25 protein-coding genes and 1 pseudogene are annotated in these 22202 nt (G+C 57.3%); 16 read left to right on the forward strand and 10 right to left on the reverse strand.

The window, feature by feature from the left end:
- A pseudogene (locus BP758_RS06965) lies at positions 1–722 on the reverse strand (aspartate kinase); the annotation flags it as partial.
- A gap of 36 nt (positions 723–758) precedes the next feature.
- Here BP758_RS06965 and tfrA point away from each other — a divergent pair.
- The 4 genes from tfrA (at position 759) to BP758_RS06985 (ending at position 5907) form a co-directional block, all read left to right on the forward strand.
- Entirely contained in the window at positions 759–2387 is a 1629-nt protein-coding gene (gene tfrA, locus BP758_RS06970; protein WP_292370104.1) for a fumarate reductase (CoM/CoB) subunit TfrA, read from the forward strand.
- Positions 2384–3853 (forward strand): fumarate reductase (CoM/CoB) subunit TfrB, encoded by a 1470-nt coding sequence (tfrB, locus tag BP758_RS06975; protein WP_292370106.1) that lies wholly within the window; start codon positions 2384–2386, stop codon positions 3851–3853. The genes tfrA and tfrB overlap by 4 nt, the downstream gene beginning before the upstream one ends.
- Positions 3854–4135: 282 nt before the next feature.
- The gene (locus tag BP758_RS06980) at positions 4136–4720 is read left to right on the forward strand and encodes a hypothetical protein (RefSeq protein WP_292370109.1); all 585 of its coding nucleotides are present in this window, start codon (positions 4136–4138) and stop codon (positions 4718–4720) included.
- Positions 4721–5178: 458 nt separating this feature from the next.
- Positions 5179–5907, forward strand: coding sequence for a CRISPR-associated endonuclease Cas6 (locus tag BP758_RS06985; RefSeq protein WP_292370110.1), 729 nt, complete (start codon positions 5179–5181; stop codon positions 5905–5907).
- Positions 5908–6051: 144 nt separating this feature from the next.
- Here BP758_RS06985 and BP758_RS06990 read toward each other — a convergent pair whose 3' ends face one another.
- Positions 6052–7038, reverse strand: coding sequence for a hypothetical protein (locus BP758_RS06990; protein ID WP_292370112.1), 987 nt, complete (start codon positions 7036–7038; stop codon positions 6052–6054).
- Between the two features lie 25 nt (positions 7039–7063).
- The gene (locus tag BP758_RS06995) at positions 7064–7345 is read right to left on the reverse strand and encodes a hypothetical protein (protein ID WP_292370113.1); all 282 of its coding nucleotides are present in this window, start codon (positions 7343–7345) and stop codon (positions 7064–7066) included.
- A 46-nt stretch (positions 7346–7391) separates the two neighbouring features.
- Between BP758_RS06995 and BP758_RS07000 the strand changes: the two genes are divergently transcribed.
- Positions 7392–7697, forward strand: coding sequence for a hypothetical protein (locus BP758_RS07000; RefSeq protein WP_292370115.1), 306 nt, complete (start codon positions 7392–7394; stop codon positions 7695–7697).
- A gap of 103 nt (positions 7698–7800) precedes the next feature.
- Here BP758_RS07000 and BP758_RS07005 read toward each other — a convergent pair whose 3' ends face one another.
- A complete protein-coding gene (locus tag BP758_RS07005) occupies positions 7801–8955 on the reverse strand; it encodes a Uxx-star family glutaredoxin-like (seleno)protein (protein ID WP_292370117.1) in 1155 nt (384 codons plus the stop codon).
- A gap of 120 nt (positions 8956–9075) precedes the next feature.
- Between BP758_RS07005 and BP758_RS07010 the strand changes: the two genes are divergently transcribed.
- Positions 9076–10347 carry a LamG domain-containing protein gene (locus BP758_RS07010; protein WP_292370119.1) on the forward strand — a complete coding sequence of 424 codons (1272 nt, stop codon included), beginning with the start codon at positions 9076–9078 and terminating at the stop codon, positions 10345–10347.
- A gap of 82 nt (positions 10348–10429) precedes the next feature.
- On the opposite strand, the gene BP758_RS07015 is transcribed toward BP758_RS07010, so the two are convergent.
- Positions 10430–10933, reverse strand: coding sequence for a rubrerythrin family protein (locus tag BP758_RS07015; RefSeq protein ID WP_292370121.1), 504 nt, complete (start codon positions 10931–10933; stop codon positions 10430–10432).
- A gap of 202 nt (positions 10934–11135) precedes the next feature.
- Between BP758_RS07015 and radC the strand changes: the two genes are divergently transcribed.
- Together radC and BP758_RS07025 are read left to right on the forward strand one after the other, a co-directional pair.
- Positions 11136–11789, forward strand: coding sequence for a RadC family protein (gene radC / locus BP758_RS07020; RefSeq protein WP_292370123.1), 654 nt, complete (start codon positions 11136–11138; stop codon positions 11787–11789).
- An 83-nt stretch (positions 11790–11872) separates the two neighbouring features.
- Positions 11873–13831: a GAF domain-containing protein gene (locus BP758_RS07025; protein WP_292370125.1), complete on the forward strand. Its 1959-nt coding sequence runs from the start codon at positions 11873–11875 to the stop codon at positions 13829–13831.
- Between the two features lie 17 nt (positions 13832–13848).
- Here BP758_RS07025 and BP758_RS07030 read toward each other — a convergent pair whose 3' ends face one another.
- Both BP758_RS07030 and BP758_RS07035 read right to left on the reverse strand, forming a co-directional pair.
- Positions 13849–14214 carry a response regulator gene (locus BP758_RS07030; RefSeq protein WP_292370127.1) on the reverse strand — a complete coding sequence of 122 codons (366 nt, stop codon included), beginning with the start codon at positions 14212–14214 and terminating at the stop codon, positions 13849–13851.
- 16 nt (positions 14215–14230) lie between these two features.
- A complete protein-coding gene (locus BP758_RS07035; protein ID WP_292370130.1) occupies positions 14231–14893 on the reverse strand; it encodes a flavodoxin family protein in 663 nt (220 codons plus the stop codon).
- 123 nt (positions 14894–15016) lie between these two features.
- Between BP758_RS07035 and BP758_RS07040 the strand changes: the two genes are divergently transcribed.
- From BP758_RS07040 to BP758_RS07070, 7 genes are all read left to right on the forward strand, one after another.
- Positions 15017–15256: a zinc ribbon-containing protein gene (locus BP758_RS07040; protein ID WP_292370132.1), complete on the forward strand. Its 240-nt coding sequence runs from the start codon at positions 15017–15019 to the stop codon at positions 15254–15256.
- A 144-nt stretch (positions 15257–15400) separates the two neighbouring features.
- Positions 15401–15526 carry a desulfoferrodoxin FeS4 iron-binding domain-containing protein gene (locus BP758_RS07045; protein ID WP_292370134.1) on the forward strand — a complete coding sequence of 42 codons (126 nt, stop codon included), beginning with the start codon at positions 15401–15403 and terminating at the stop codon, positions 15524–15526.
- 22 nt (positions 15527–15548) lie between these two features.
- Positions 15549–15956: a carboxymuconolactone decarboxylase family protein gene (locus BP758_RS07050; protein ID WP_292370136.1), complete on the forward strand. Its 408-nt coding sequence runs from the start codon at positions 15549–15551 to the stop codon at positions 15954–15956.
- A gap of 12 nt (positions 15957–15968) precedes the next feature.
- On the forward strand, positions 15969–16613 hold the full coding sequence (locus BP758_RS07055; protein WP_292370138.1) for a peroxiredoxin: 645 nt from the start codon (positions 15969–15971) through the stop codon (positions 16611–16613).
- Positions 16614–17035: 422 nt separating this feature from the next.
- Entirely contained in the window at positions 17036–17452 is a 417-nt protein-coding gene (locus BP758_RS07060) for a hypothetical protein (protein ID WP_292370139.1), read from the forward strand.
- Positions 17453–17594: 142 nt separating this feature from the next.
- Positions 17595–18221 carry a flavodoxin family protein gene (locus tag BP758_RS07065; protein WP_292370140.1) on the forward strand — a complete coding sequence of 209 codons (627 nt, stop codon included), beginning with the start codon at positions 17595–17597 and terminating at the stop codon, positions 18219–18221.
- A complete protein-coding gene (locus BP758_RS07070; protein ID WP_292370141.1) occupies positions 18218–18835 on the forward strand; it encodes a flavodoxin family protein in 618 nt (205 codons plus the stop codon). Before BP758_RS07065 ends, BP758_RS07070 begins: the two co-directional genes overlap by 4 nt.
- A gap of 292 nt (positions 18836–19127) precedes the next feature.
- On the opposite strand, the gene BP758_RS07075 is transcribed toward BP758_RS07070, so the two are convergent.
- Positions 19128–19790, reverse strand: a complete 663-nt coding sequence (locus tag BP758_RS07075; RefSeq protein ID WP_292370143.1) for a site-2 protease family protein — start codon at positions 19788–19790, stop codon at positions 19128–19130.
- A 103-nt stretch (positions 19791–19893) separates the two neighbouring features.
- On the opposite strand from BP758_RS07075, the gene BP758_RS07080 reads away from it, so the two are divergent.
- A complete protein-coding gene (locus BP758_RS07080; RefSeq protein ID WP_292370144.1) occupies positions 19894–20193 on the forward strand; it encodes a chorismate mutase in 300 nt (99 codons plus the stop codon).
- A gap of 67 nt (positions 20194–20260) precedes the next feature.
- Here BP758_RS07080 and BP758_RS07085 read toward each other — a convergent pair whose 3' ends face one another.
- Positions 20261–21052, reverse strand: coding sequence for an EFR1 family ferrodoxin (locus BP758_RS07085; protein WP_292370145.1), 792 nt, complete (start codon positions 21050–21052; stop codon positions 20261–20263).
- A gap of 108 nt (positions 21053–21160) precedes the next feature.
- On the reverse strand, positions 21161–22072 hold the full coding sequence (locus BP758_RS07090; protein WP_292370146.1) for a cytochrome c biogenesis CcdA family protein: 912 nt from the start codon (positions 22070–22072) through the stop codon (positions 21161–21163).
- Positions 22073–22202: the final 130 nt, after the last annotated feature.

Genomic DNA, 22202 nt, shown 5'->3' on the forward strand with positions numbered 1-22202 from the left:
ACATCGGTCCAGATCCAGATCTCGTCCGCATCGATCCCGGCGCCGATGATGGACGCCGAATAGTCCGAGCCGCTCCGGCCAAGCGTGGTGACGATCCCCTGTTCCGTGCAGCCCATGAACCCCATGATCACCGGGATCTCTTTTGCAAGGAGCGGGTCTATCTTTGCCTTGATCCGTGCGTCGCTCTCGGTAAGGGCGGTCGCCTCGCCGTGCTGGGGCGTGGTGAGGATACCGGCCTCGCAGCCGTCAAAGACCGTGGACGGGATGCCCCGCTGCCGGATTGCCGCACCCACGATCGGGGCGAGCAGCCGTTCCCCGTACGAGATCACGTAGTCCTTGGACCGGGGCGTGAGCTCGCGGAGATTGTAGATCGCAAAGAGGATGTGCTGGAGGCTTGCAAGGCGCTTCTCGATGACTGCGCCGACCTCTTTTACGTGATCGGGCGCCGCCCCCTCAAGAGTGGTCATGTGGCGCTGGCGGAGCGCCGCGATAAGGGGAGCCACTGCAGTGCAGTCCTTTGCGGTCGGGAGCTTCTCTGCGATCTCGATAAGCTGGTCGGTCACGCCCCGCTGGGCCGATACCACGACCGCGATTTTGTCCCCGGCGTTGTGGTGTTTTTCTAAAATATCGACCACAAGGCCGATGCACCGTGCGTCTGCAACGGAAGTCCCGCCGAATTTCATGAGATATTTCATGTCACGTCCACTCTTGGTCAGTACCATTTCTTTATTTTAGTATACGACGCACAGAATTATAATATGCATGCAGACGACGTGGTGGACTGCCATGTGCTCGTGATCGGGAGCGGCGGCGCCGGGGTCCGGGCGGCAATCGAGGCCGCGGGGTCCGGCGATGTCGTGATGGTCACAAAAACCATTGCGGGAAAGGGCGGCTGCACCACGATGGCCGAAGGGGGCTACAACGCGGTGCTTCGCGAGGCCGATTCCTGCGAGATCCACTACGAGGATACGCTCAAAGGGGGAGCGTATTTAAACGACCCGGAGCTGGTAAAAGCGCTGGTGAAAGAATCGCCGCTCCGGATATCCGACCTGATCCGGTGGGGTGCAGTCTTTGATTTCACCGAAAAGGACGAAGTTGCCCAGCGCCCGTTCGGGGGCCAGCGGTTCCCCCGGACCTGTTATGCCGGGGACCGGACCGGCCACGAGATGATGAAGACGCTTGTTGAGCGCCTTGCCGGGACGGACGTGACAAAACTCGAAGAGGTGACGGTGATCGATCTCCTCAAAGACGGCGACCGGGTGGCGGGGGCGCTTGCCCTTGACGAGAAAGGGGAGCTTGTCGCGATCACGGCCGACAGCACGATCCTTGCCACCGGCGGCGGGACGAAAGTCTACGATGTCTCCACGAACTCGTCGAGCGGGACCGGCGACGGGTACGCCATGGGCTACCGGGCGGGAGCGGAACTCGTCGATATGGAGATGGTCCAGTTCCACCCGACCGGCGCGGTGTTCCCGTACGATGCAAGGGGCCGGCTCATTACCGAAGCCGTGCGGGGCGAGGGCGGGGTTTTGAAGAACAATCTCGGCGAGCGGTTCATGAAGCGGTACGACCCGGACCGGATGGAACTCTCCACGCGCGACGTGGTCTCCCGGGCGATTGCAACCGAGATCGCACAGGGCCGGGGCACGGAACGCGGCGGCGTGTACCTCGACGTGACCCACCTGCCGGCCGAACAGATCGAGACCCGGCTGCCGGTGATGCTCGAACAGTTCCTCACGTACGGCGTGGATATACGAAAAGAGCCCATGGAAGTCGCTCCCACGGCCCACCACATCATGGGCGGCCTGCGGATCACGCCCGAATGCAGGACAACGATCCCCGGCCTCTTTGCCTGCGGGGAATCTGCCGGCGGCGTGCAGGGCGCAAACCGGCTCGGCGGGAACGCCCTTGCCGACACGCAGGTCTTCGGGAAACGGGCGGGCGCGGCAGCCGCACAGGAAGAGCGCCGGGCAAAAAAGGTGGACCCGGCCCAGATCGAACGCCAGAGGAACCGGCTCGACCGGTTCCTTGCCGGGACAGAAAACCCGGCGGACGCGAGAAAGGATCTCCAGCTCGCAATGTGGAAGGGCGCCGGGATCTTCCGGGACGAGGCGGGGATAAAAGCCGCGCTTGCCACCGCAAACCGGCTCGCGCAGGTGCCGGTCAAAGCCGCATCGGCCCGGAACCTTGCGGACTGTTGTATCCTTGAGAACATGCTTGTTACCGCTTCGCTCATCTGCCGCTCGGCGCTCCTCCGGCCCGAGTCCCGGGGCGCCAACATGCGGACCGATCTCACGCAGGAATGGGACGCGCTGCACTCGCCCTTCGGCCACACGTACATCTCGAAGAACCGCGAGGGGATCGAAAAGAGGAAGGTGGCGGCATGAAGGAGCTGCACGTCACCGTCCAGCGGTTCGATCCCGAAAAGGACGCAGAACCGCAGTTCGTGCCGTACACGGTGAGCGTGAACGACGGCGCCCGGGTCCTCCACGTCCTGCACGCGATCCACGATACTCTCGATGCAACGCTCGCGTACCGCTACTGCTGCAGCTCGGGGCAGTGCGGGAGCTGTGCGGTGCGGGTAAACGGCGAGCCGGTCCTTGCCTGCATGGCGGAGGCAGCGGACGGGATGATCATTGCGCCGCTCAACCTCCCGGTGAAAAAGGATCTCGTGGCCGATATCCTCCCGAAGATCCGCGAGATCGCCTCGCTCGTGCCAGCCGAGCACGGGACCGAACGGCTCCCGGTAAAGGCAGAGATCGATGAGATCAAACCCCTCCGGGACTGCATCGAGTGCATGGCCTGCGTCTCGGTCTGCCCGGCCATGGACGTGACAAAGTTCCTCGGGCCCACCGCGATGCGACAGGAGATGCGGCTCGCGCTCGATCCCCGGGACAGCAAAAACCGGGTGCCGGACGCGGTCCGCGACGGGCTCTTTACCTGCACGAGCTGCCAGGCGTGTTTCAAGGTATGCCCGAAGAAGATCAGGATCCCCGGGAAAGCGATCGAGAAGCTCCGGGCGCTCGCAAACAAGCAGGGCTTCACGTTCCCCCGGCACCGCGAGGTCGAGGCGCTTATCAAAGAGACCGGCCGCAGTGTTGTCCGGACCGCACCAACGTTTATGGAGCAGTCGGGCTTCATCATCGAACCCGATGGCCCGGTCAGGGCAACGGTCGGCTTCTTTGTCGGCTGCATGTACAACCTGCGCCAGCAGCAGTCGGCGCTCGATGCAATGGAGATCCTAAAAAGGAACGGTATCCGGGTGATCATCCCCCGCGACCAGGTCTGCTGCGGCTCGCCGCTGATCCGGACCGGCCAGCTCGATTATGTGGATACCCTGAGGAAACGCAACATCGATGCGTTCCGGACCCGCCGGCTCGACACGGTGATGACAATGTGCGCCGGGTGCGGATCGACCCTCAAGCACGATTACGCGACCCCGTTTAAGGTCATGGACATCAACGAAGTCCTTGCGAATTACGGAATCGAGCCGCCGGCAAAGCTCCCGCTGAAAGCAACCTACCACGATCCCTGCCACTTACTGCGGGGCCAGGATATCAGAGAGGAGCCCCGGCAGCTGATCCGGCAGGTGGTGGACCTTGTCGAGATGCCCTCCATCTGCTGCGGCTCGGGCGGCGGGGTAAAGTCCGGGCTGCCCGATGAGGCGGCGGCGCTTGGCGAAAAGCGGCGCGAAGAGATCAAAAAGACCGGGGCCGATCTCGTGATCACCTCCTGCCCGTTCTGCGAGTTCCATATCGCGAGCCACTCGGACAAGCCGGTCAAAAATATCATGACGGTTCTTCTGGAAGGGTACCGGGAGAAGGACCGGCTGGCCGGAAAGGAGAAGGAATAAGCCCTTTTTACCAGGAAGTGCCCTTTCCCGGCAGCCACCCGGGCGCGGGTACTGCCCCTTCCCGGGGGTAGTTCCCGGAATACCGGACCTTATGTCCCGTGCGATCGTTTCTCCGACGGAGGAGCAGGTATCAGGAAAACCCCTGCAACCGGTTCCACAGGAAATCGTGTCCACGCGCATAGAAAATACTGTTTTAATCGGGTATTTCAAGGAATAAAGCGATTAAAAAGCCGATTGATCCTGCAAAATAGCGGGCTTCTGTTGACAGGCTTTTTGGGATCAATGGAATGGTTATATGAGCCTGAGATCTGCCAACCGGTGCAATCTGTGAGCGTTTCTCAGATCTCCGACGGGGAAATTTATCATAATGATGCAGTATCGATGGTCACTCCCGATAAGAAGACGCTCTTGGGGGCTAAAGCCCCCGCCGCGTGGGCATCCCCCCATTGCGATAGTGCTGTATTACCCGTACCGGGAGCAGGTCTGAATGCAGGTAAGTCAGAGTGTATCGCTCGCGCCCCCGCCCCCCTTGGGGGGCAGGGATGGCGCAAAGGGGGCTGCAAGCAGAAAGACGGTCCTGAACCTACCAGCCCGGGATTTTCCCCTCCAAACTTTTCCCGGCATTTTTTATTTTCGTCCGGAAAAATCCGGCCGCACAAACTTTCGCCCGGAACTTTTTTGGATTTTCCAACTTTCAAACCGGAAAAAATCCGGCCGGAGAAATTTCAATCCAAAATTTTTTGGGATTTTCAACTTTCGACCGGAAATTTTTTTGGTTTTTCAAATTTCGCGGCCAAAAAAAGTCCGTGTTTTCTGATCCCGGTACCGGTTCCGTATCGCAGGATTTACGACGGAGAAGTGAGTTAGTTGCATAACTAACACCTTTTTTTCAACTTTCGCGCCAACTTTTTTTAAAATTTTCAACTTTCAACCGGAAATTTTTTAGGATTTTCAACTTTCGCGCCAAAAAAAATCTGCCGGAAAAACTTTCGCGGCAAAAAAAACCGGGCAGATCAATTTTCAAACCAAAAATTTTTGGCCGGAAAAAATTTCAGACCGTACGAGCGGGACGCGATCGGCCGGAAAAATTTTCCGGCAGCCGGCACTCTCCGTCGTGAGACCTGCACATACGGGCAGTTTTTCCAACTTTCGTGGCGATCTTTTGGAAATTTTCTCGCGCGAAAGTTCATACAAGCAGGAAAAAACCCGGTACGAACCGGATGCACCCCTTAAAAAAAATCCCCCATGCCTCATTGGCATGATCTGATGAGGCCCAGTTTTACCGGAGGGACGCACGACCATGTACCGGACATGTGTCCTGCACCATGAATTACCCTTATGACCTCTGCGCATCATTTGTAGATACCACAGAAACGATCGAGCCAGACCCCATGATCCTCAACACCTTCACCCTGACCCTTGACCCGGCCAATCCGATGGCCGGCACAATTAAGGAGCTGCGCGGGTTCTTTGCCGCAAAATTAGCCGGGTACACCGAACTCCACAAGAACGATACTACCGCGTTCATCTACCGGTACCCGGTCATCCAGTACAAGCTGATCAAAAACATCCATACCGTGATTGGCATCAACGAAGGTGCAGAAGTCCTCAAAACAATCTGCGATGAATCTCCCGAAATCCGGCCGGGCACGGAGACCTGGCGGATCACCGGGCACAGCACCGGGATCGCGGCCGGGGAGTTCGGGATCGCAGACACGCTCCATACCTATGAGTTCCTGACGCCCTGGCTCCCGTTCAGCCAGGAGAACTACAAGAGGTTCTACAAACTCAAAGGCAAAGAGGAACGGGACGGATTTGTCCAGAAGATCCTGGTCCAGAACATCGGGTCCCTCTCAAAATCGCTTGGCTATGAGAACCCCGCGCCCATCAGATGCGATACGAACCTCCATTTCCAGAAAGACCGGATCGGGGATGTCACCGACATGACCTTTACCGGGAAATTCCAGGCAAATTTCGTGATCCCCGATCTCCTTGGCATCGGGAAATCCGTCTCGTCAGGGTTTGGCACGGTACGCCAGATCCCGCCGAAATAACAGGAATCTGGTTTAGCAGCTGGTCATTACAAACTTCTAGGAAACCCTTCTGGGAAGAGAGTGGAATAATAATCTCCAGAATAGGGCATAAATGCCAAAGTGAAAAAGGGATTTGGTATAAGACGTAAAAGTGAAAAAAGAAGATTATATCGAAGTGAGGGTTACGGTCCATGGGCCGCTCGCTGACACATCGAGGTAGTATGTCCCCGGCCCCATACGTTCAGAAGTTTTACCATTATAGGATCCAATCTCGTTGACTAATAGATCAAGTTTGTTGCCCTGTGAATCTTCCAACCAGATAATAAAATTACTTTCCCCGGAATACGACATACTGAAGATCCGCATCCCATCGCCAGTTGCTGTGAAAGATTGCACGTCGTCACCATAACCCTTGAAAGAAGTGACTTTCGAACCCCCACTACCGGAAGTGGTTTGGGTTACTTGCACCTTTCCATGCTCGGTGCCGGGGACGTAAATAAGAGCGTTTTCATCCTTCACCGCACCGCTCGGTGTTATCACCCAAACATTTGTCGCTCCGGTCGTAAGTGCTGTGAGGTATACGCCGTTATTATATTGCCATGTGCCGGTAGCCTGAACGGGTGCCTTCCCGGCTAGATTGAAATATTCGACAAAAGTCCCATCGGCATTAAATGTCACCTGACCATAACCGGCCGATCCTGCATCACAGGTATACGTTCCGACAATCGGATCGGACCCGTGAGATGCCGTAAGGGATGCTGTGGCAACCGCAGTAATTACTGATGTTGGGGATGCCGAAACTGTGGTTAATGTCGGTAAATTTTGCCCGGTGAAACGGACTGCCTTTGCATTTGATATTGACGAGATCAGGGTATCTTCAGAAGAATTGTAAATATAGGTACCGATAAGTTGCCCGGCGGTTACCTGATACTCACCATCTTTTATTTTCGTCCAATTTCCGCTGATGGTTTCTGTCCTTTCGGAATTTACCGCTTGGTACTGGCCGTTTGCTGTGAAAGTCCATAAAGACCCCGATGAGGTGCTCCATGCACCTACAACAGGATCGTTAGATTGGGTGCTTGCGCATCCAGCAACAATTACAAGGGCAAGACTGACGAGGATAATTGTTGAGATAATGATATTTTTTCTCATGATTACGGCTCCCGTTCTGCTATCGTCAGTCCACCTTCGCCCGCTCCGGGTACATCATTTCGTCGGCCATGATCTCCCGGGCAGAGTGAGCATACTCGTCAATCTCATCCTGACTGATGATATGCTCCGGGATAGTCCGGCCATATTCCTTATCGATGGTTTCCGGTACCCATGTATATTCGTCAACTATCTGCGCGCCGGTCCGGCCGAGTGGCAGGTAATGCAGGAGATAGGTATTGTTCCCACTCTTCACCCATGTACCGGTCGCCTCATAGGTTGATACGACCTGAATGTTCCCCGCTGTCATTTTCGGGGTTCCAAAATTATAAACAAGGCTGCCATCGGGATAAAATTTGAACTCATATGCGACCCAGCCGGCAGAGGTAAGCGAGGGGTACTGCCGTACCCACCGGTGCAGAATCGGATCCGTTGCGCTGGCGGTGGTTGATACAACCGCCGGCTTCGATGTTGCCGTTGTCGTAATACTATCCGTGGTCGCGGGGATCTGCGTGGTCACCGGTATCGACGTGACCGGTACGGCAGTCACTGTTGGGGTTGCCGCTGCTGAAGTGCCTGTGGAACTTGTGCATCCCGCCGCGACAATGAGGAGAAAACAGGTAACGATCAAGAGAACAAAAGATCTTTTCATATTCTTTTAATTATATTTCCCGACGATAACCATTTCTATTTTGTTGCTGTCGGGCAAATCTCCCAAAAACAGGGATTAGACCTGTGCCCGGTCTTCCCCGGGCAAAAAAACGATCAGCCCTGTTTCATCAGGTACTCGTACGCTTCGAGAGCCGCCTTTGCCCCATCCCCGGCAGCGATAATGATCTGCTTGCTTTTTACCGAGGTCACATCGCCTGCTGCAAAGACCCCGGGCCGGCTCGTCTTCCCGTCCACGTCCACGACAATTTCGCCGCGGTCATTGAGATCCACGAGCCCGTCGAGGAACCCGGTGTTCGGCGTCCAGCCGATCTCGATAAAGACGCCGTCAATGCCGATCTCCTGGTCGGGCTGCCCCTCCGTCTTTAAGGTGATGCGGGAAAGGAACTTGTCGCCCGAGAGCCCGGCGATCTGCGAATGCTGGTGAATCGTGATGTTTTTTATCCCGTCGAGCTTCTTCACGTACACCGGGTCGGCTTTTATGGTGCTCCTCGCGATCAGGCTCACGGACGATGCGATCCCGCTCATCTCGATCGCGGTCTGGACGCCGGAGTTCCCGCCGCCCACCACCGCCACCTTCTTTCCCTTGTAGAGCGGACCGTCGCAGGTCGCGCAGATCGAAAGGCCCCGGCCAAGATAGTTCTCCTCGCCCGGGACCCCGAGCATCTTGGGCTGCTTGCCCTGCGTTAAGATCACGCTCTTTGCCAAAAGAAGCGTGCCGGACGCGGTCGTGACCTCGAACAATCCTTCGGCGCCCTGCCGGATGCTTTTTACCCCCACCAGTTCGAGCCGGACATCGAGCGTGCGCACCTGCTCCTCGAACTTCTTCATCAGGTCCTCGCCCGTGATCATCCGGTAGCCCGGGTAGTTCTCGATCGCCCACGATTCGAGCGCCTGCCCGCCCACATTCTCCGACACGATCAGGGTCTTTAGGAGCTTCCGTGCGCAGTACACGCCCGCGGTGAGCCCGGCCGGGCCGGCGCCCACGATGATCGCATCGTAGCGTTCGCTCTCCACCGGCGTCCCGAAGAGCTCGTTTAAGCGCTCCGAATCAAAGCCCACGATCACTTCGTCATCGACCACGATCACCGGCACGCCCCGCTGGCCGGTCAGATCGATCATCTTCTGTGCCGCAGCCCGGTCGGTGCCCACATCGATGGCGGTGTAGGGGACGTTCTGCTTGTCCAGGAATGCCTTTGCCATCCGGCAGTACGGGCAGTTCTGGGTCGAATAAACGGTAACCGTGCTCATGAAAGCGAAGAGGTTTTTTTACGTATAAATAGTATCTCTCGCGGCAGGTACAGTACCCGAACGCAATGTTCTTTTTCCTGTGAGCACCAATACACCAATTAGACGAAGGACAGGTGTGCGATGACCGGCTTTGGCAGAAGGTGCGGGTATGCGGCGGCGCTGGTGCTCCTGCTCTGTTGTGCAGCAGCCCTTGCCGCGGACTCCGCCCGGGACCCGGCGGTGTACCTGAACTTCAACGAAGGCAGCGGGAAGATCGTTCTCGATGCGTCCGGCCACGGGAACCCGGGCTCGATTGTCGGCAATGCCCACCGGGTCGATAACAGCGGGTGCGTCAAGGCGATCTTCCTTGACGGCAATGCGAATTACGTGGCGATTCCCTATACGGCAGCAAACCACCCGGCCGATGCCGTCACGGTCTCCCTCTGGTTCTACGGGAACGACACGTTCCCCGAAACGCTCGTCTCGACCCGTGCCGGCGGGAGCGGGGGATACCGTCTCGCCTTCGATGACGGGAACGACCTGTACTGGACGGTGGGCCTCGATAACGGCAGCGATGTGGCCGTCACGGTGCCGCACGAGAATATCGCGTCGCTCCAGTGGCATCACGTGACCGGGACCTATGACGGGCAGACTGCCCGGGTTTACCTTGACGGCGTGATGCGCAACCAGCAGAACGCCACCGGCGCGATCCGGTATCCTGCGGCAAATGCCGTGATGGCGGGCGCCGAGGCAGGGACATCCGGTTCCCCGGATCCCGTTGCACCCGGGTACTTTACGGGCGGGATCGATGAGCTCCGGATCTATCCCCGCGCCCTGTCGTACGCCGAGGTAATGGACGACCGGTTCCGGTGCACGGTCGTCCCGGGCACCGGTATCCTGACGCTTCCCAATGCCACGGCAACCACGGAGTACCTCCCGTCCGGCACGCTTGTACTTGCGCCGGGCGAGAACGCGACACGGCGCCTGAGCTTCTCCGGCAGCACCGAGAACGGGACCTGGCAGGTAACGGTCCGCCCCGGCTCGGAACTGGTTATCCGTGCGACCGATGTCTACCCGGAAACCTATCCCGACGAATGGTACGTGGAACTCCGCGACGGGGAGAACCGGCTCAACCGGGCGGTCGCGTTCCCGGCCACCAACAATGCACCGGTAAAAGGCGTGATAGCGTCCGGCAATGCAACGGTGATCGTGCACTACTTTGGCGGCCCGGCCCGGTTCCCGGCGGGCGTTGAACTCACCTTTGAAAGCCCGGCCGGGGAACCGCCGGCAGTCTCCCTGAAAAATACCATCCTCGAATACCCCATCATCGTGATCTATTCCGCGTCGTGGGCTACTCTGATCGCACTCATTGTCGTGATCTTCTGGGTCCACCGCCGCAACCACAAGCCGTAAGACGATCGTCCGGGGGCAGGACTTTTTTTAAAGCGAACCGCGGGAACCGGAGGTCCCCGTGGTAAAAAAATAATAAAAAAGATCAGAGGGTGATTTCCTTGAACTGCTTGCCGAACACGCCGCAGATCGGGCACTTGTCCGGGGCCTTGCCGATCTCGATGTTGCCGCAGACCGGGCAGAGGAAGATCTTCTCGCTCCCGAGGTCGTGGCCGGCCTTGATGGCGGCAAGCGCTTTTTTGTACAGTCCCGCGTGGACCTCTTCGGCCTTCATGGCGTGGGTGAAGGTCATCACGGCTTCGCTCTTCTTCTCTGCCTCGGCGTCCCTGACAAACGCGGGATACATCGAGGTGTACTCGTGGGTCTCTCCCTCGACGCTGCCCTCAAGGTTCTTCTCGGTGGTTCCTACTGCCCCGAGCACTTTTAAGAGTCGTTTCGCGTGGATGGCCTCTGCCTCCGATGCGGCCTTGTAGAGCGTTGCGATATTCTTAAACCCCTCGGCGGCTGCTTTTTCGGAAAATGCCTGGTATTTCCGGTTTGCCTGCGATTCGCCGGCAAATGCTTCCATTGCATCCTTCTGGGTTGTCATGAGGGAAGGTATGGAGAGGGAGTTACATAAAGATTCTTCATGGGGCAGACCGCCCCCAAAAAACCGCCCGGCCGGGTACATTCCGCGAAAAAATAGATGGAATTATATAAATTGCAGGCGATCCCGGTACTAAAACGGGTGCGCGGGATGCCCGTGCCGGACAACCGGGCCGTCCCGCCGACCGGGTGATCGTATCAGGACCATGAAGGAGGTGCCGGAGCATGACCGGCCCCGGGAAAAGATCGCAAAGAAAGGCGCCGTTACCCTCTCGGATACCGAACTGGTCGAAGCGATCCTCGGCCGCGGGATACAAGGCCGGGACGTACGGGCCATTGCCCGGGACATCACCGCGCTCCTGGGGGACCGGTCCCGCGAGGTCCGGTACGAGGACATCCTCGGCACCGGGGGCATCGGCCCGTCGAAAGCAGCCCAGATCATGGCAAGCCTCGAACTCGGGCGCCGGCGCTACGAACCGGCCGGTTCGGTTGTGATAAAAAAGCCGGACGATGTCCTTGTCCTGGTCGCAGAGTACCGCGACAAGCCCCAGGAGCATTTCATCTGCATCAGCCTGACCGGTGCCGGCGAGGTGATCGAACGCCGGGTGGTCACGATCGGGATCCTCAACCACAGCCTGGTCCACCCCCGCGAGGTCTTTGCCGAAGCGATTGCCCGCCGGGCGGCCTCGGTCATCTGCGTGCACAACCATCCCTCGGGATCGCTCGACGCAAGCCCCCAGGACATTGCGATCACCCGGCAGTTATCGGAGGCCGGCGCCCTGCTCGGGATCCCGCTGCTCGACCACATTATCGTCACAAAGACCGGGTATGCGAGCATGAAAGAGCAAGGTCTCCTCTGATCGCCCGCCGCGCCCGGGAGTATTGGCAAGAATTATATCTGGAGCATCTATAAATCTCATCACCCGTTCATAACAGGAGCGCTATGCCTGGTACCACGCCGATCTCGGTAATGTTTGTCGACGATGAAGAGGTCCTCTGCGACATCTCCCGGCGGTTCCTTGAAAAGGACCGGGACATGAAAGTGGACACGTTTTTGTCTGCCGAGGCTGCCATGGAGGCGCTTAAGAGCACCCGGTACGATGTCATCGTCTCCGATTACGAGATGCCCGGTGTGGACGGCATCATGTTCCTCAAACAGCTCAAGAGCTGGGGCAACACGACCCCGTTTATCATCTTTTCCGGGAAGGGGCGGGAAGCCGTCATCATCGAGGCGCTTAACAACGGGGCGGACTTCTATCTCCAGAAAGGGGGCGACCCGCAGGCCCTGTTTGCCGAGCTCAAGAACCAGATCCGGCACATCGACCAGAAAGAGAAGGCCCGGGCAGCGCTCCGCGAGAGCGAGGAGCGGTACCGGATCATAACCGAGAATATGGACGATACGATCTGGCTTATCGACTTGAACCAGAAGATCTCGTTTATCAGTCCCTCGGCCGAGCGGAAACGTGGCTATACCTCGAAAGAACTGCGGTCGATGCCTCTTTTGGAGCATCTTTCCCCGCCGTACAGGCCCGTGATGCAGGAGATCCTCACCAGTATGATCGCGGAGTCCGAACGATACCCGAACCGCCACATCTCCCGGATCCTCGATCTGGAGTTCAAGAACAAGGACCACACCTCGTACTGGGCGGAGACCACGCTCTCGCTCATAAAAAAACCGGACGGCACGCCCTCCGGCTTCATGGGCCTCGGAAGAGACATTACCGAGCGGAAGAAGGCCGAGGAGATCATACGGGCCGAGTCCGAACGGGCGAAAACACTTCTCCGGATCAGCCAGATGAGTGCCGAATCCGACGACGAGATCGTCCGGTTTGCCCTTGAAAAGGCGCTCGAACTGACCGCAAGCCCGCTCGGGTACGTTGCCTGTACGAACGAAGACGAGTCCGAGCTCTATATGCACCACTGGTCCTCGAAAGCCATGGAAGAATGCGCCATGAAGACCAAACCGGTCCGGTACAAGGTGAGCGAGACCGGCCTGTGGGGCGAGGCGATCCGGCAGAGGCAACCCGTCATCACCAACGATTATGCAGCCCGGTCCCCGTTAAAAAAAGGACTCCCCGAGGGCCACATGGCCCTCACCCGGCACATGAATGTCCCGCTCTTTGAAAAGGATCATATCGTTGCCGTTGCCGGTGTCGGGAACAAGGAGACCGATTATACCGAATCCGATGTGCAGCAGCTTACGCTCCTGATGGATGCCATGTGGCGCGTGGTAGAAAAGAAGCGGGCAGATGCCCTCATCCTCTCCTCGCTCCACGAAAAGGAGATGCTCTTAAAAGAGATCCACCACCGGGTCAAGAACAACCTCCAGATCATCGGAAGCCTGTTGTACCTCCAGTCCGTCAATGTCTCGGATCCGTTCACGCAGGGGATCCTGCGGGAATGCCGCACCCGGGTGAAATCGATGGCGCTTATCCATGAGAAACTCTACCGGTCAAAGGATATCGGGCGGATCCCGTTCGTCACGTACCTCGAAGGGCTCGTGGATGCCCTCAAGGACTCGTACGGCGTGGATGACGACCGGGTGACGTTCGGGATCTCGGTAACCCCGGATGACCTGACGCTCAACATCGAGACCGGGATCCCCTGCGGCCTGTTGATCAACGAGCTGGTCTCCAACTCCCTCAAGTACGCGTTCCCCGACGGGAGGCCGGGCCGGATCCGGATCGATATCGGGCTGACCGCCCCCCACCAGTACACGCTGGTCATTACCGATAACGGCGTGGGGTTCCCCAAAGACGTGGATTTCAGGAACACGACCTCGCTTGGCCTCCAGCTGGTAAACAACCTTGCGAGCCAGCTGGACGGAGAAATCTCCCTCGATGCGAGCGAAGGGACGCGCTTTACGATCCGGTTCAGGGGAATCGAGGAACCAAAAAAGTAACCCGGGGCCGGTCCTTCTTATTCGAGGGCCCGGGTTACGGCCCTGAAGAGTTCCCCGGGCTCGAACGGTTTTGTCAGGTAGGCGGCGGGATGCGTTGCCATGGCCCGGTTCCTGACGGATTCGTTTGCATAGGCGGTTATGTAGATAACGGCCGGCGCGTATTCCTCCTGGATCCGGTGGACCGCTTCAATGCCGTCCATGTCCCCTTTGAGCGTGATATCCATGAGGAGCAGGTCGGGGCGGCGGCTGAGGGCCTGCTGTACTGCCGCTTCCCCGGTTGCGGCAATGCCGGTGACAAGGTAGCCGGCCTGGACGAGCCGGGCCTGGAGCTCCATGGCCACGATCACATTGTCCTCGACTACGAGAATTTTCTTTGGTGTCATACGGTTTTTCAGGAACTCACCGGGGATCCTGCCCGAGCCCGGGCAGGTCCGGTGCCGGTGTCCCGCCGGGCGGGCCGGACCGTCCGGCCCCGCCGATCGAGACGCCGAGTTCGTATCCTTTTTTGTACGCTGCGCCGGTGATTGCCGGCTGATCCCGGAGATCCCCGATCCGGTCCATGCCGTTTACCAGCAGCTCGTCCCCGTACCGGCAGTCGATGATGTCGAAGAATGCCCGCATGGATAATTTCGGGCCGACAAAGACCTCGGGGATGTCCATGCCGGCAATGCAGATGAAGAGGCCGGCTCTCGTGTCGCGCTTTTCAGGCGGGACAAGCGGCTGTTTCCGGTGGTACTTGGCCATGAAAAAGACCTGGCACCGGTCCATGAGCGACTTGAGCATCCCGGGGATGCCCATCGTCATGACCGGGGTTGCCACGATCAGGCCGTCGGCAGAAGCGAGTTTCGGGAACATCTGCTGCATGTCGTCGTCGAGGATGCAGGTGTCGTGCTCGCGGCAGAAGAACATCTCCTGGCAGGACTGGAACTGGAGACAGGTCACGTCGATGAGTTCCGTCTCGCAGCCGGCGTCCCGTGCGCCGTCAAGTGCGGATGAAAGGAGCCGGGCGGTGTTCCCCTCGGATAAGGGGCTCCCCAGGAGCCCGACGACCTTCTTTCTCATACCAGCATTGGGGAAAAACACGCAATATACCTTTGCATGTGCTGCCGGCCCGGCAGGAGAGCGTTCCCGGCAATTTTGCACAAACAGAACTGATATATATCATTGGTATAAATGTGAAGTCTGGTGATACATCTGACCGAACAGAAGACGTATACGGCAGGCCAGAAGGTCGGGCCGGGAAAGTACGTGTGCATTGACTGCGGGAAGGAGTATACGCTCGACAAGAGCGAGCAGGATCTCCGCAAGTGCCCGGCCTGTGCCTGCGAGGAATACCAGTGCTTCCCGATGACCCACATCCGGCCGGATATCAAGACTCCCGAGGATGCGAAGAACCCGCCCAAACGCGGTAAGAGCTTCCAGTAATTTTCTTATTTTTCCGGCGAACGTACTGCCAGGTGAATGCAAAAGGAACGCCCCGGACCGGGGCGATCCGGGGACCCGGGACGATCCGGGCGGAAACGCTCTTTTCCTGCCGATCCCCGAACCGTGCGGAGGAAGTGCCCAGACATGGTGAATGTTTCAGCAGAAGGGCAGGTTTTCGTATGCGAGATCTGCGGTAACGTGGTTGTGGTCAAGGAAGCCGGCGGCGGAGAACTGATCTGCTGCGGCGAACCCATGAAACTCAAAGAGTGAATAAAAAAGGATGTGAAAGAACATGGTAGTAAAAAAGACAGCAGCAAAGAAACCCGTTGCAAAGAAAGCAACCGTAAGGAAAGGTACCGAAAAAGAGCTCAAAAACCTTGGAAAGAAGATCGGGAAAGTGCCGAAATTCTTCAAGGAGCTGACCGTGAACGACCCCGGGATGTACGACCTCGTCATCAAGATGGAGGACCACATCTGGAGCGACGGCAAGCTCACGAAGAAGACCAAGAAGCTGATCGCAATCGCCATCGCAGCCTCGCTCCGCGACCAGCACGCGGTCCGGGCCCAGCTGATGGGCGCGGCAAATCTCGGGTGCACGAAGGCCGAGGTCGAGGAAGCGCTCAGGGTTGCGTTCCTGCTCGCCGGTATGCCGGCCTATGTGTACGGCAAGGCCCAGCTCGATGAAGTGATGAAGAAGTAACCGGGTGCAGGTATGACTGAAGAGACCTGTCCGGTTCTTCCGGCGCTTGGCGAGCCTGCGCCGGATTTCGAAGCTGATACTACGCAGGGCCCGATGAAACTCTCGGACCTTAAGGGGAAATGGGTGGTGCTGTTTTCGCACCCGGCCGATTTTACCCCGGTCTGTACAACGGAGTTCATGGCGTTTGCCGCGATCCACGACGAGCTTGCGGCGCTCAACGTGAAGCTTGTCGGCCTCTCCGTGGACAGCGTGTCGGCACACCTTGCCTGGGTAAGAAACATCAAAGAGAAGATGGGGGTTGCCATCCCGTTCCCGGTGATTGCCGACTTAAACATGAAAGTGGCAAAGAAGTACGGCATGATCCACCCGGCGCAGAGTTCGACTGCGGCGGTCCGGTGCGTCTTCTTTATCGACGACAAGGGGATCCTGCGGGCGATGATCTACTACCCGCTCTCGAACGGCCGGTTCATGCCGGAGATCATCCGGCTCATTAAAGCGCTCCAGACCACCGACCAGTTCAAGGTTTCGACGCCGGCAAACTGGCAGCCGGGCGACAAGGTGGTCGTGGCCCCGCCAAAGACCGCGGCCGAGATGGAGAAGCGAATGAGCGAGGGGTACGAGTGCAAGGACTGGTACCTCTGCTATAAGAAGATTTGAGCGGGGCGGGACAATCATTCCAGATCCATTTGGATAAGATAATATCGACTCATTCGGAATGGAGGTCTGGAAGTACCATCCATTTCTAGATCAAATAGTCCTCGTCAAAGGTTACGATAACCAAAGTTCTGAAGAAAGAAACCATTATTTTTGTAACGCGTTGATATGCCAATATGCTTGAGATTAATTGGATATTAACGCAAAATTTTAAAGTTCTATTAGAATCATCTGCGTTGATATTGGGTTTAGTAAATGGCCTGATACTATTATGGACATTTTTACGAGAGCGACCCATTTTATTAATTGATCCAATCCATCCTGAGATATATCAGTGGTTTTTTGCTTTACCTCCGGGTCAATATCATGATCAGGTTACAAGGAGATTCGGATTTCTTATTTATATTGGAATTCGTAACAAAGGCTTGAGAGACGTCGCATTAAATTCGTGGCATCTTAAAATTAAATCAATTAATGGAAGATGGAGTGAATTAGATCCTCTCACAATTCCAGATCCCCAAGTTACTATTGGTGATAATATCAAGATATATTCTGTTTTGGGGATAAAAAGTCCAAATTATGATGGAAGTACTCTTATAAAGTCCGGTGATAGTATTGCAGGGTTTTCCTATTATAAATTCGAATGTTACGGTGATCCTAACTGGGATCCCATCATTAAAGAGCATAAAATAAAAGGACAAATGGTTGTAACTGGTGTATTTGATAATAAAGCAAAAACCGAAATAACAATTTCGGAAATTTCATTAGATAAAGCAAAATTGGTGGTTCCGAATATTGATACTATGTACCAAGATACGGTTCCGATAATTGATAAGATGTGATGAATGTAAAAACTCGGTATGGGAACTGCGATACGTACAAATCGGTTAAGGGATTCCGGGAAACGGCACCCGATGCGTGGAGCCCGTGCCTACCCCCTCCTGTATCCAATAATTTTTCATCCCCCACCGCCAAGCATCATCTATGCCGATCAAAGTCCTCGCGTTCGCCGGCAGCCCGCGCCGGCACGGGAATTCCGAGACCCTCCTTGACTGGACGCTTGCCGCCATGGCTGCCGACCCGGAGGTTGCCGTCGAGAAAGTCCCGCTCACCGAGGCAAATATCAATCCCTGCCAGGGCTGCAATGCGTGCGAGAAACTCAACAAGTGCATCCGGCGGGACGGCATGGATATTTACCACGACAAGATCGTGGATGCGGACTGTATCGTCCTCTCGTCCCCCGTCTTCTGCATGGGCCTTTGTTCGCAGGTAAAGATGCTCGTGGACCGGGCGCAGGTCTTCCGGTCCCGGAAGTACGTGCTCAAACTCCCGGTCGTTCCCCCGGAGCGCAAAGGCAGGCGCATGGGTGTGTTCCTGGCTTCGGCCGGCCAGACCTGGCCGTACGTTTTCGATGCACTGGTGCCGTCGGTCAAGTGCTTCTACCACGTGATCGAGATCAAAGACGCCGATATCCGGTACCTGATGGTAAACGGCGTGGACGAGAAAGGCGCAATCCTGCAGCACCCAACGGCAAAGACTGATGCGGAGAAGCTCGGGAAGGCTGTCGTGGCGGAGCTCAAAGCCCGCCTCGCGGGAGGCGCCGGGCAATGACGGTCACGGTCCTTGGGATATCCGGCAGCCCGCACCGGCACGGGAACACCGAGACGCTCCTTGACAGTTTCCTGGACGGGGCCCGGTCGGCCGGGGCGGATGTGGAGAAAGTGGTGTTAAAGGATCTCAATTACACGCCGTGCCGGGGGTGTAATGCCTGCCACAAGACCGGGGACTGCATTGTAAAAGACGATGCCCCGCCCCTGTTCGACAAGATCCTTCTTGCGGACTGCGTTGCGGTAGCTTCGCCGATCTACAGCATGGGGATCACGGCCCAGCTCAAGGGGTTCATTGACCGGGCCCAGTACCTCTGGTCGCGGAAATTTTTGTTAAAGACGCTCACCTTTTCCGAAGAACACAGCAGACGGCACCGGGGGATCTTCATCTCCACGGCCGGGACCGACCGGAAGGATGTCTTCGACAGTGCGTTCCCGGCGGTTCGGGCCCTCTTCCACGACACGGGCTTTGAGTACGTTACCGAGGATAACATCCTTGCACGCGGCATGGACATCTCCAACGGGATCAAGAACCACCCGACCGCGTTAAAGGATGCGTTCGAGAAGGGCGTGCAGGTGGTGCGGGAGATGGAGAAGATCAAGAGTGAGGGTGCGTGAGGGTAGCAGATATTTCATAAAAAAAATAGAAAGATTTTGGTTTGCGGTATGCCGCCCCCCTCTTGCGCCACCAGTCCCCCGAGGGGGACGGGGCGCAATTGCGATAGTGCCCTGTTACCTGCGTCAGGAGAATTCATGAATGAAGGTAATACCGTATTATTGCAACCGGGGGATGCCCCAGCGGCGGGGGCGGAGGCTTGCCGGAGCCCCCAAGAGCGTAATTTTATTGATGTGGTCTTTGGAACAGAACACGGTCTGATTTTTTGCAATTTTTGTTAATTAAAAAAAAAGGTTAGATGGTAAAGAGATAGAACGACGCCACGAGGACACCGAACGCGGCAACGATGAGGGCAACAAAGACCGCCGGGTTCCAGGCCAGCACTTTCCTGCCGTCCAGCACGCTTATGGGGAGCATGTTGAAGGCCGCGAGCATCGCGTTCACCTGGAGCCCGATGAGGCCGACAAGGGCAACGATATTTGCCCCGACGCCCTGCGAGATCCCTCCGTACACGAGCAGGCAGGCAAACGGGATGCAGAGGATGAGGTTTGTGATCGGCCCCGCTGCCGAGACCTTCCCGTTTTCTTCCCGGGAGAGCATCCGCCCGTCAGAGCGCATATTGTAGATCACGGTCGCACCCGGTGCGGCAAAGACCACGCCCACGAGGGCTGCCATCGCGACTGCCACAAGGAGCATCATGTTGTCTTTCCGGAACTCCGCCCAGAACCCGTAGCGTATGGCGGTAAACTTGTGCGCCATCTCGTGGAGGATGAACCCGAAAAAGACCACCACGAGCGATATCCCGAAGTAGATCAGGGCCGTTAACGGGTTGACGTGGACGGGATTGAAGTTTAAGAATCCGCCGGGCGAGATGAAGATGATCGCAAACGAGATGGAGATGGCCATCCATGCGATAAAGAGGTCAGCTTCCTCGCGCCGGGTAATACGTTCGAGCATGAAACCACCGGATCAGATAGGGAAGTATTATGTTATCTGTCTTCGCGTTATGCCCCCCGCACTTCATCATGTTTATCCGTGTTTCCTGCCATAGTACTCGTACATGACGCTCGAAGAGGTCCGGGCCGAGATCACCCGGCTTGATGAGGATATCATCCGGCTTATTGCCAAACGGCAGAGCTATGCAAAGAAGGTTGCAGACTTAAAACACGCAGCGGGAATCGCGGTGCACGACAGCCAGCGCAAAAACGATGTGCTCGCCTATGTGATGGCGGAAGCAAAGGCAGAGCGCCTCGACCCCGCACCGATAAAAGAGATCTTCGAGATCCTGATCTCGATGAACGAGAAGGCACAGCGGGCGGCTCTCGGGGAAAAAGTGCCGCCTAAAAGGATTGTCAGGTAATATCCGGTCTCCCCTTACCGGCGCCGGGAGGTTCGTGCGGTCCCTTCCGGATACTTTTTTTATACGCTTATTGTCTGGTTTTCTTCAGCTCGGCAAGGGCGATCTCCGGGTTATGGTACCGCGAGCGCTGTGCGGTCTTTGGCCCGGCCTGGATTGCCTGCGCCGGGCAGAGCTGGATGCACCCTACGCAGACCTCGCACCGGTCCTTCCAGACCGGCCGCCCTTCAACGAGTTCGATGTTATCCGCCGGGCAGATCGCCGCACAGGTCCCGCAGGAAGTACAGGCGTCACTGACCGTAAACTCCCGGGATTTTGTGCGGGCATGGGAGACAAACCACGGGTAGGCGATGGTGTGGATAAGGGAGCCGGCAAGCGAGCGGGGGAGGGGTTTGTGTTCGCTTTTCCCGATGACGGAAACGATCTCTGCCAGCTGTTGTTTTGCTGCGGCAAACAGGTTGTCGCAGGTCTCTTTTGACAGGGGATCGTACATGAGGATGTAGTTCCCGGGCATCTTTACGGAAAAACCGGCATCGAGCCCCCGGCTGTCCTGTTTTTTCATCGCTGCATCCAGCTGACGGAGCGTTGGTTCGCTGCCGCTTCCGCCGTAGGTGACAACCGCAAAGGTGTACCCTGCCTGTGAACGGTCGAACCGGCCGGCAAACTCTGCGACCATCAGGGGCAGGCCGAGGAAGTACACCGGGCAGACAATGCCCACCCGGTCGGCGACCGGTGCGATCTTTTGAGCAGCGGTAAGCGATGATAGTGGCACCAGTTCGCATTCGCCCAGTGCAGCGGCGATCTTCTTTGCAATGGCAAGCGAGTTGCCGGTGCCGGTAAAGTAATAGATCACGTTCTTCATGGTCACCAGATCCCGTCAGGATTTTTAGAAAAGATCCCATTTTCGAGATATAATAGGTTCCGGTACAGAAAGGAGCGGAAATTTTGGATATGCCCTTTTTAAAAAAAGTTAGTGGAATGCGGGGACAACGAGGATGAAGATACCCACGGCCACCATTGCAAGGCCGATCCCCACCCGGAGCATCCGCCGGTTCGAAAGTCTCCAGGTATTGACCCGCTCCGGGGGAATCCCGAAGACCACGACGAGGAGGATCACGATCAGCGGCAGGATGAAGATGAGGTTGAAGAGGAGCAGGTAGGGGATGCCCTGCGTGACCGTCATCGTATTGCTCATGAGCCCGAGGATCGTCAGGTAGATCCCGCCGGCGCAGGGCAGCTCGAAGATCCCGACCAGGACGCCGAGGACAAATGCCGCGGGGAGCGTTGCGGACCGGATGTACTGCTCGAGCACCGGTTTCTTTGACGTCGGGATGGCAAGGAGGAACCCGTCCTTTCGCACCGCTGCATCGATGATGTTTACGAGCCCGAGGATGATCGCTATCGCCGCTGCTGCGGTTGCAATAAGGGACGAGATCCCGGTCCCCGAGATATGGATAAAGGAGAGGAACCCGAGGCCCGAGAGGAAATAGAACAAAAAGACCGCGGCAATGTAGGTGATCCCGACCATCAGCACCTGCCGGCGGGTCTGGAGCGCAATGATCGAGAGCAGGAGAATGGCAAGGACGGCAAGGCCGCAGGGGTTGATGCTCGCTATCCCGGCGCAGATGATGACAAGGGGCACGGTCAGGGCCGAGACCGTCCCGGGGCAGTTTTCCGCGGAGGTGGTGCCGGCCGTTACGTTCCCGTTCGCGGAAGGGCGGGCAAGTTCCTGCCGGATCACCGTATCCAGCCGGTCCCGGATCTGGTCTTCGCCCACGAGCGCAACATTCCCGATAATCAGGGTGGGAACGCCGGGCGAGTCGATACCGCGGGCCTTGTCCATGGCAATGAACTGTGCCTGGTTCGTTGCATTGTGGTACACCTCACGCTGTTCGAGGTCAAGCGAGGGGTACCGGGCGGTGGTTTCCAGAACAAACGGTTTTACTGCATCGCAATGGCTGCACCCGTCGCCATAGAAGAAATATGCGGTAACGGATGGGGTAAAAGAAGAG

This window comes from Methanoregula sp. UBA64, from assembly GCF_002502735.1.
GTDB lineage: Archaea > Halobacteriota > Methanomicrobia > Methanomicrobiales > Methanospirillaceae > Methanoregula.

What these genes read in the sequence shown, in the direction of transcription:
- tfrA (WP_292370104.1), top strand. Translation starts at nt 759, where the DNA reads ATGCATGCAGACGACGTGGTGGACTGCCATGTGCTCGTGATCGGGAGC.
- tfrB (WP_292370106.1), top strand. Translation starts at nt 2,384, where the DNA reads ATGAAGGAGCTGCACGTCACCGTCCAGCGGTTCGATCCCGAAAAGGAC.
- BP758_RS06980 (WP_292370109.1), top strand. Translation starts at nt 4,136, where the DNA reads ATGGAATGGTTATATGAGCCTGAGATCTGCCAACCGGTGCAATCTGTG.
- BP758_RS06985 (WP_292370110.1), top strand. Translation starts at nt 5,179, where the DNA reads ATGAATTACCCTTATGACCTCTGCGCATCATTTGTAGATACCACAGAA.
- BP758_RS06990 (WP_292370112.1), bottom strand. Translation starts at nt 7,038, where the DNA reads ATGAGAAAAAATATCATTATCTCAACAATTATCCTCGTCAGTCTTGCC.
- BP758_RS06995 (WP_292370113.1), bottom strand. Translation starts at nt 7,345, where the DNA reads ATGACAGCGGGGAACATTCAGGTCGTATCAACCTATGAGGCGACCGGT.
- BP758_RS07005 (WP_292370117.1), bottom strand. Translation starts at nt 8,955, where the DNA reads ATGAGCACGGTTACCGTTTATTCGACCCAGAACTGCCCGTACTGCCGG.
- BP758_RS07010 (WP_292370119.1), top strand. Translation starts at nt 9,076, where the DNA reads ATGACCGGCTTTGGCAGAAGGTGCGGGTATGCGGCGGCGCTGGTGCTC.
- BP758_RS07015 (WP_292370121.1), bottom strand. Translation starts at nt 10,933, where the DNA reads ATGACAACCCAGAAGGATGCAATGGAAGCATTTGCCGGCGAATCGCAG.
- radC (WP_292370123.1), top strand. Translation starts at nt 11,136, where the DNA reads ATGAAGGAGGTGCCGGAGCATGACCGGCCCCGGGAAAAGATCGCAAAG.
- BP758_RS07025 (WP_292370125.1), top strand. Translation starts at nt 11,873, where the DNA reads ATGCCTGGTACCACGCCGATCTCGGTAATGTTTGTCGACGATGAAGAG.
- BP758_RS07030 (WP_292370127.1), bottom strand. Translation starts at nt 14,214, where the DNA reads ATGACACCAAAGAAAATTCTCGTAGTCGAGGACAATGTGATCGTGGCC.
- BP758_RS07035 (WP_292370130.1), bottom strand. Translation starts at nt 14,893, where the DNA reads ATGAGAAAGAAGGTCGTCGGGCTCCTGGGGAGCCCCTTATCCGAGGGG.
- BP758_RS07045 (WP_292370134.1), top strand. Translation starts at nt 15,401, where the DNA reads ATGGTGAATGTTTCAGCAGAAGGGCAGGTTTTCGTATGCGAGATCTGC.
- BP758_RS07050 (WP_292370136.1), top strand. Translation starts at nt 15,549, where the DNA reads ATGGTAGTAAAAAAGACAGCAGCAAAGAAACCCGTTGCAAAGAAAGCA.
- BP758_RS07055 (WP_292370138.1), top strand. Translation starts at nt 15,969, where the DNA reads ATGACTGAAGAGACCTGTCCGGTTCTTCCGGCGCTTGGCGAGCCTGCG.
- BP758_RS07065 (WP_292370140.1), top strand. Translation starts at nt 17,595, where the DNA reads ATGCCGATCAAAGTCCTCGCGTTCGCCGGCAGCCCGCGCCGGCACGGG.
- BP758_RS07070 (WP_292370141.1), top strand. Translation starts at nt 18,218, where the DNA reads ATGACGGTCACGGTCCTTGGGATATCCGGCAGCCCGCACCGGCACGGG.
- BP758_RS07075 (WP_292370143.1), bottom strand. Translation starts at nt 19,790, where the DNA reads ATGCTCGAACGTATTACCCGGCGCGAGGAAGCTGACCTCTTTATCGCA.
- BP758_RS07080 (WP_292370144.1), top strand. Translation starts at nt 19,894, where the DNA reads ATGACGCTCGAAGAGGTCCGGGCCGAGATCACCCGGCTTGATGAGGAT.
- BP758_RS07085 (WP_292370145.1), bottom strand. Translation starts at nt 21,052, where the DNA reads ATGAAGAACGTGATCTATTACTTTACCGGCACCGGCAACTCGCTTGCC.